This is a genomic window from Nocardia aobensis NBRC 100429 (genome assembly GCF_000308375.1).
In the GTDB taxonomy this organism is placed as follows: Bacteria; Actinomycetota; Actinomycetes; order Mycobacteriales; family Mycobacteriaceae; genus Nocardia; species Nocardia aobensis.
Map to the genome: position 1 here is coordinate 40,587 of NZ_BAFQ01000179.1, position 6,841 is coordinate 47,427.

The 6,841-nt window shown below is 68.3% G+C and carries 8 protein-coding genes; 3 read left to right on the top strand and 5 right to left on the bottom strand.

Annotated elements, in window-relative coordinates:
• Positions 1 to 13: 13 nt before the first annotated feature.
• Together RJ03_RS23505 and RJ03_RS23510 are read right to left on the bottom strand one after the other, a co-directional pair.
• Positions 14 to 277 carry a GlsB/YeaQ/YmgE family stress response membrane protein gene (locus RJ03_RS23505; protein WP_036505761.1) on the bottom strand — a complete coding sequence of 88 codons (264 nt, stop codon included), beginning with the start codon at positions 275 to 277 and terminating at the stop codon, positions 14 to 16.
• 123 nt (positions 278 to 400) lie between these two features.
• Positions 401 to 991, bottom strand: coding sequence for an HdeD family acid-resistance protein (locus RJ03_RS23510; RefSeq protein WP_036505762.1), 591 nt, complete (start codon positions 989 to 991; stop codon positions 401 to 403).
• Between the two features lie 279 nt (positions 992 to 1,270).
• Here RJ03_RS23510 and RJ03_RS23515 point away from each other — a divergent pair, with 279 nt between their 5' ends.
• Together RJ03_RS23515 and RJ03_RS23520 are read left to right on the top strand one after the other, a co-directional pair.
• Positions 1,271 to 2,119, top strand: a complete 849-nt coding sequence (locus tag RJ03_RS23515; RefSeq protein ID WP_036505763.1) for an NAD(P)H-binding protein — start codon at positions 1,271 to 1,273, stop codon at positions 2,117 to 2,119.
• Between the two features lie 119 nt (positions 2,120 to 2,238).
• A complete protein-coding gene (locus tag RJ03_RS23520; RefSeq protein ID WP_036505764.1) occupies positions 2,239 to 3,102 on the top strand; it encodes an LLM class F420-dependent oxidoreductase in 864 nt (287 codons plus the stop codon).
• Positions 3,103 to 3,121: 19 nt separating this feature from the next.
• Here RJ03_RS23520 and RJ03_RS23525 read toward each other — a convergent pair whose 3' ends face one another.
• Positions 3,122 to 3,745: a TetR/AcrR family transcriptional regulator gene (locus RJ03_RS23525; protein WP_036505765.1), complete on the bottom strand. Its 624-nt coding sequence runs from the start codon at positions 3,743 to 3,745 to the stop codon at positions 3,122 to 3,124.
• Positions 3,746 to 3,910: 165 nt separating this feature from the next.
• On the opposite strand from RJ03_RS23525, the gene RJ03_RS23530 reads away from it, so the two are divergent.
• On the top strand, positions 3,911 to 4,840 hold the full coding sequence (locus RJ03_RS23530) for a quinone oxidoreductase family protein (RefSeq protein WP_051025163.1): 930 nt from the start codon (positions 3,911 to 3,913) through the stop codon (positions 4,838 to 4,840).
• Between the two features lie 15 nt (positions 4,841 to 4,855).
• On the opposite strand, the gene RJ03_RS23535 is transcribed toward RJ03_RS23530, so the two are convergent.
• Together RJ03_RS23535 and RJ03_RS23540 are read right to left on the bottom strand one after the other, a co-directional pair.
• Entirely contained in the window at positions 4,856 to 5,257 is a 402-nt protein-coding gene (locus tag RJ03_RS23535) for a PaaI family thioesterase (protein WP_036505766.1), read from the bottom strand.
• Positions 5,254 to 6,841: MMPL family transporter (locus tag RJ03_RS23540; protein WP_036505767.1), on the bottom strand; the 1,588-nt coding region annotated here is incomplete at its 5' end. The genes RJ03_RS23535 and RJ03_RS23540, both read right to left, overlap by 4 nt.

Consider the following 6,841-nt stretch of genomic DNA (forward strand, 5'->3'; position numbering starts at 1 on the left):
GTTGTTCGTGCGCTCAGGCGCGACTGCGGATCGCCTTGTAGATGACCAGAATGATCACGGCACCGACGATCGCGCCGAGGAAAGTGTGCTGGACGGGCGGGTGGACGCTGAACTTGTGCGGCGCGAAGACCAGACTGCCCAGGGTCCCGCCGACGTAACCGCCGACGATGCCCAGCACGATGGTCAGAATCCAGCCGAAGTTCTCCTTACCGGGAACCAGGAGGCGAGCGATCGCACCGGCGATGAGGCCGATGATGATCATCGTGATGATACCCATGGTGAATCTCCTTGCGGGCAACCTGTAGGGGACCCGACGGTAGCAGGGGAAAGGCCCGGTTCGCAGGCGCACGACGTCGCCCCAGGCGAATTCGCGCCCGGGGCGAAGGGGTGTGCCGGCCGATTACAGGTCGACGGGAGTCTTCTTGGCCACGCTGCGGACCTCGATGGCGTAGATCATCTCCATCACGCCCATGAAGATCAGCCACCAGCCGACGACCAGTGCCAGCACGGTGATCGAGTGGATGGGCCAGACCACCAGTGCGATACCGCCGATCAACAGCAGGATGCCGAAGAAGATCGACCAGCCGCGACCCGGAACCCCTTGCGGCGTCTCGGCTCCCGCGACCATGGCGGCGATGCCGCGGAACAGCCAGCTGATGCCGATCCACAGGCCCAGCAGCACCAGGGAGTTGCCGATGCTGCGGAAGGCGAAGAAGGCGAGGATGAACGACAGGATGCCGCTGATGAGGGTCAGCACCCGGTAGCCGGTGCTGACGTGCGGGCCGAAGGCGGCGATCAACTGCAGGATTCCGGAGATCAGCAGGTAGACGCCGAACAGAATGCCGGCCACGGCGAGCGTCGGACCGGGCCAGACGAGCACGATAATCCCGACGATCACCGACAGCAGGCCGATGACCAGCAATGATTGCCATGCGCCACGGGCCAATTGGTGCAATGGCCCCACGTAAACTCCCTCTTTGCTGGTTGTCATGTGGGCAGGATAAGTCCAGTGGGCTCGATAGCGGGCAATTAACCAGTATCGAACGAGTTACGTTGTGCGAGCGAGCGCCGCGGGCGCGGCACCGGCGATGGCGAGAATTCGTGCCGGAATGCCCCTCGATGCACGAAATCGGCGCGGCGCCCTGCCCAGGCGGCGGTTTTCGCATCGGCCGCTGCGCTGGATGGCCGGATATGCCTCCCGGATCGGACCCTGATCGAGCGCGGGCCGCAGTCCCGCGGTCGAGACCCCTTACCGGGAGATGGAGTGCTCATGATTCTCGTGACCGGATCCACCGGAACCGTCGGACGTGCCGTGATCGATCACCTGCTCGCCGCGGGTGAACCGGTGCGCGCCCTGACGCGTCGCCCCGATGCCGCCGCACTGCCACCGGGGGTGGAGGTCATCGGCGGCGATCCCGGGCGGCCGGACATGTTGTCGCGCGCCCTGCGCGGGGTATCGCGGGTATTTCTACTGTCGTCCGGGCCCGAGCTCGCCGAACACGACCGCAATATCGTGACCGCGGCCGCGCGGGCGGGGGCCGAGCGCGTCGTGAAGCTGTCCTCGGGGCGCGCCGGCGATTCCGAGGCGACCGATCCGATCCCGGCCTGGCATCGCGCCGGTGAGCGTGCGGTTGTCGGCAGCGGGCTCGCGTGGACGATCCTGCGCCCCTTGGGCTTCATGTCGAACGCTCTGCACTGGGCACCGACGGTCCGCGAGCACGATACGGTCTACGCGCCCTACGGGCACGGGCGTATCGCGGTGATCGATCCGGCGGATATCGCCGCGGTCGCCGTCGCCGCACTGGTCGAGGCGGGGCACGACGGCCGTATCCATACGCTGAGCGGGCCGCAGGCGTTGACGCCGGCGGAGCAGACCGGGATTCTGTCGGAGGTTCTGGGGCGGCCGCTGCGCTATGTGTCCACCGAACCGGCGCAGGCGCATGCCGCCCTGCTCGGCGCCGGGGTCGACGAGGTCATGGCCGATGCGATCATGGCGCTGCGGGCCACCGCGCTGGATTCGTTCACCTCGGTGATCCATCCGGACGTGGAGCGGATCACCGGCCGCCCCGCCCGCACCTTCCGGGAATGGGCCCGCGACCATCGCGCCGATTTCGAATAGGCCACGGCCGCAATGGATTCACGCCGGCCGCACCGGTCGTCGGCGGTCGGCGCGGCGGCGATGGATAGGCTGGGTGCGGGTATCGACACCTGTCCACCGCTGCGCAGAATCGAGGCGTCATGGAACTGAGTCTGCACTACTGGAACTTCTCGACTCCCGCCGATCCGGCGCGCACCGCCGGTGCCATCGCGGAGACCGCGCGGATCGCCGAGGAAGGCGGTTTCACCGAATTCACGGTGATGGATCACTACTTCCAGATGGAACACACCGGGGTGGCCGAGGAGTCGATGCTCGAGGCCTATACGACCCTGGGGTACGTCGCCGCGCTGACCGAGCGGATGCGCCTGGCGGTACTGGTGACCGGGGTGATGTACCGGTATCCCGGCCTGCTCGCCAAGATCGTCACCACCCTGGATGTGCTGTCGGGCGGGCGGGCGCAGCTCGGTATCGGCGCCTCCTGGTACGAGCGGGAGCAGCGCGGGCTGGGTGTGCCGCTGGTGCCGATGGGGGAGCGTTTCGAACGACTCGAGGAGACCCTGCAGATCTGCCTGCAGATGTGGAGCGACGACAACGGCCCGTACCAGGGGACGCACTACCGGTTGGACGAAACACTGTGTGTACCGGCGCCGTTGAGCCGTCCGCGGCCGCCGATCCTGATCGGTGGTGGCGGAGAGAAGAAGACTCTGCTGCTGGTCGCCCGCTACGCCGACGCGTGCAATCTGTTCGCTTCCTCGCCCGAGGATGTCGCGCACAAACTCGACGTGCTGCGCGCGCACTGCGCGGCGGAGGGACGCGATTACGACGCGATCCGCAAGACCGCCACCTATATCGGCCCGGTCGTCAACGATCCCGATGCCTTCGTCGCCGACGCCGAACGCTATGCGGCACTGGGGATTACGCAATTCGACATCATGCCCGACCGGGATCCGGTCGAATACGCCGAACGTGCGGCGGAGTTGGTGCCGCGGCTGCGTTCACTCTGATTTGTTCACTCTGATGGGTTCACCCGGATGCGCGGCCGTACTCGCCGAAGGCCGGTTCCAGCAGATCGAAGATCCGCTCGGCCTCGGCGGTGACGGTGGCCGCGACGTGGTGGCGCGACGCGCCCGACAGTTGTAGCTGCTGAATCCGCTGGAACAGCAGGCGGCAGGCCGCCGTGAACTGGGCGGCGGCCGCGCGGCGCAGCAGATCGTCACCGGGCAGTACCTCGGCCAGGGCCTGTTCGCGCAGCTCGTGGAGTTCGCGCACCCGCGCGGTGAGCGTGGGGCTGTCGGCGAGCATGCGGCTGAATTCCGGCCCCGAGAAGCCGAGGTCGGCGGCGTGATCCTGTGCCGCGGTACGGAACCGGCGCCGTAGCGCGTCGAGGGCCGATTCGTTCGCGGCGCGGGCGGTCACCGCTGCGGCGAGAGCTCCGACGAACTGCTCGTGATGGTCCAGCGCCAGATCCTCCTTGCGGGGGAAGTAGTTGGTGACGGTCTTCTTCGCCACTCGTGCGGCCTCGGCGATCTCGGCGATCGTGGTCGCCTCGAATCCGCGCTCGATGAACAGCCTGGTCGCGGTGTCGGAGATCTCCTGGCGGGTCCGCTGCTTCTTGGTCTCCCGCAGTCCCGGGGGTGCGCTGGTCATGAAAGAAGGTTACCACCGACGTAAAATTCGCCTTGACGTATGTTGAGACCGCTGCCTAATCTTACGTCGGTAGTAAGAATTCGATGAGGCTGCCGTAACAGCTGCCGAGTCATCTCCGAGTATCAGTTCGCGGCCGCATGCCGCCCAGGTCGAAAGACGCTGTCAGTGCGCGCAATTCAGTTCACTCCCGCCGCGGATCGCATCGCCGAGGCCCGGATCGTGGCGATCGAGCGTCCCGCGCCCGGCCCTGGGCAATTGCTGGTCCGCACCGAGTTGACCGGTGTGAGTGTCGGACTGGTACGGATGCTGCGGGCCGACGCCGCGGCGAATCCCGGTGGGGAGATGGTCGGAACGGTGGTCGCGGTGGGCTCCGGCCTCGAGGAAACGTGGATCGGCACCCGGGTGGGCGGTGTGGTGTTCGCCTCGTTGTATGCCGAATACGTCTGTGCCACACCGGCGATGGTCACCGAGATCCCGGCCGGTGTGCCGGCGGCCGACGCCCTGGCCGTGGTGCGTGGCGGCCTGGTCGCGATGGGCGTGGTGCGGGCCGCGAAATCCGTTGCGGGCAGCTCGGTTCTGATCACCGCCGCTGCCTCCGGGGCCGGACATCTGGCGCTGCAGCTCGCCCGGGCGGCCGGAGCGACCCGGGTGGTCGGCGCGGTCGGATCGGCCGGCAAGTTCGATTTCGTGCGGGAGTGCGGCGCCGATGCCGCGCTGACCTACGACCGTCCGTGGTCCGAGACCTTCGACATCGTGCTCGACGGTGTCGGCGGCGAAATGGTGCAGCGCGGGGTGGACAGCCTGGGAGCACACGGCACGCTGGTCGCCTTCAGTGCGGGCGGCGGCGCGGTCGACACCTCCACGCTGCTGGGTGAACTCAAAACGGTCACCGGTTTCTCGATGGGACTGCTGTCTCGGACCGAACCCCAACTGATCGAGCGGTATCGGGCGGAGTTGTGGAAGCTGTTGGAGCAGAATGTGTTACGGCCGCACGTGCAGGTGCGTGACTGGACCGAACTGGATGCCGTCGTCGATCTGATCGCCACCCGCCGCACCGTGGGGCGGATGGCGATCAGCGCCGGGCCCGGCGTGTGATGAGCGCGCTCGCGCTCACAACACCGCTTGGGTCTGGGTGACCTTGCCGACGAGTTTGCCGGCGTCGTCGTGGATTTCGGTCTCCACCACGATGAAACTGCGCCCCGCGTGCAGCGGCGTCGAGGAGGCCACCGCGTACCCGGACCGTACCGCCCGCAGGAAGTTCGTCTTCGACTCCACGGTCGTGGTGCCCTGTTTGCCCTCCGGCAGATTCAGGTACGCGCACACCGCGCCGGTGGCGTCGGCCAGCGACATCAGCACCCCACCGTGCAGGGCGCCGCCCAGCGTGCACAGGCTCTCGTCCCACGCGAGCCGACTGCGCACCAGCTTCGGCCCGTGCTCGAGCACCTCGACGCCGAGCTTCTCGGTGAACGGCATGGTGCTGTGGAACAGCCGGGTTCCTTCGGTATCGATCATGATGTCGAGCTTGCCCGTACGCGTGCGCGAGGTCCATTACCTTCGGGGTAACGATCGCGGGCGGACCGCATCGGCCACCAGTTCAGCGGGCCCATCAATCGCACCAGCGCCGGCACCAGCAGCATCCGAACCAGCGTGGCGTCGATGATCAGCGCCAGGATCATGCCGAGACCGAGGAACCGCATCGGGGTCAGCGGGGAGAGTGTGAAGGCACCCGTGATGAACACCAGAAGCGTTGCGGCGGCGGTGATCACGCGTGCGGTGCGAACCGTGCCGGTGCGGACCGCGGACACGGTGTCGCAACCGGCGTGGCGCGCCTCGACCATGCGTGAGAGCAGGAAGACCTCGTAGTCGGTGGAGAGCCCGAAGACGACGGCGATGATCAGCACCATCATTCCCGCCGAGAGCGGTCCCACGCTCACGTGCAGCAGATCGGCCAGATGGCCCCGGCAGAAGATCCAGGTCAGGACGCCGAAGGTCGCCGCCAGGCTGAGGAAGGCCAGCAGTACCGCCTTGACCGGCAGCACCGCCGAGCGGAACGCCGCGCCGAGCAGGATCAGCGTGGCGAGCACCATCACCGCGATCATCAGCGGCATCCGGGAGGTGATGGCCGCGACGCTGTCCACGGTGGCCGCGGTGTCGCCGCCCACCTGGATGTCGACACCGTCGGGTGGGTCGAGTTCCCTTATGCGCGTGACGGTTTCGGTGGCGGCGGGGGAGCGGTCGGGGTCGTTCAGCGCGGCGTGCAGCACGATCGCGTCGTCCACCGTGGCGAGTCGCTGCACGTCGTGCACACCCGGGATCGCGCCGAGCGCGCGGATCGCGGCGGCGGTGGGCCGGGAGTCGGGTGGGGTGCCGTCACCGCGCAGCAGGACGGTCGCGCCGCTGCCGGCCTCCGGGAAACGGGTGGCGAGTTCATCGACGCCGGCGCGCACGCCATTGCCCGCAGGCAGGGCCGTGTGGTCGACATCGCCGAGCCGGACGCCCAGCACCGGGGTGGCGAGTACGAGCAGCAGTCCGCCGACGGTGACGGCCACGACTCCGGGCCGGCGCACCACGGCGTCGACCACCCGGCCCCACCATCGCTCGGCACGCCGCTGTCCGCGGTCGAAGGCGTCTCGGCGCCAGCTCCAGGCGCCGACGCGGTGACCGAGCAGCGTGAGCGCGGCCGGCAGAACGGTCAGCGACAGCCCCGCGGCCAGCAGCACCGCCGCGATGGCCCCGAAGCCCAGTGATCGCAGCACGGCCTGCGGGAAGACGAACGTCCCGGCGAAGGCGCAGGCCAGCAGCAGCGCCGAGAATCCGACGGTGCGGCCGGCGGTGGCCAGGGTGCGGGTCACCGCCTCGGGGACCGCGGCCCCCGCGGCGAGTTCCTCCCGGAAGCGAGTCACGACGAACAGCCCGTAGTCGATGGCCAGGCCGAGCCCCAGCAGCGAGGCCACGTTGACGGCGAACACGCTCACCTCGGTGACGTGCGCGATCACTCCGACCGCGCCCAGTGAGCCCACGACCGCGAGCACACCCACCAGCAGCGGCAGGCCGGCGGCGACCACCCCGCCGAACACCAGCACCAGAATCGCCGAT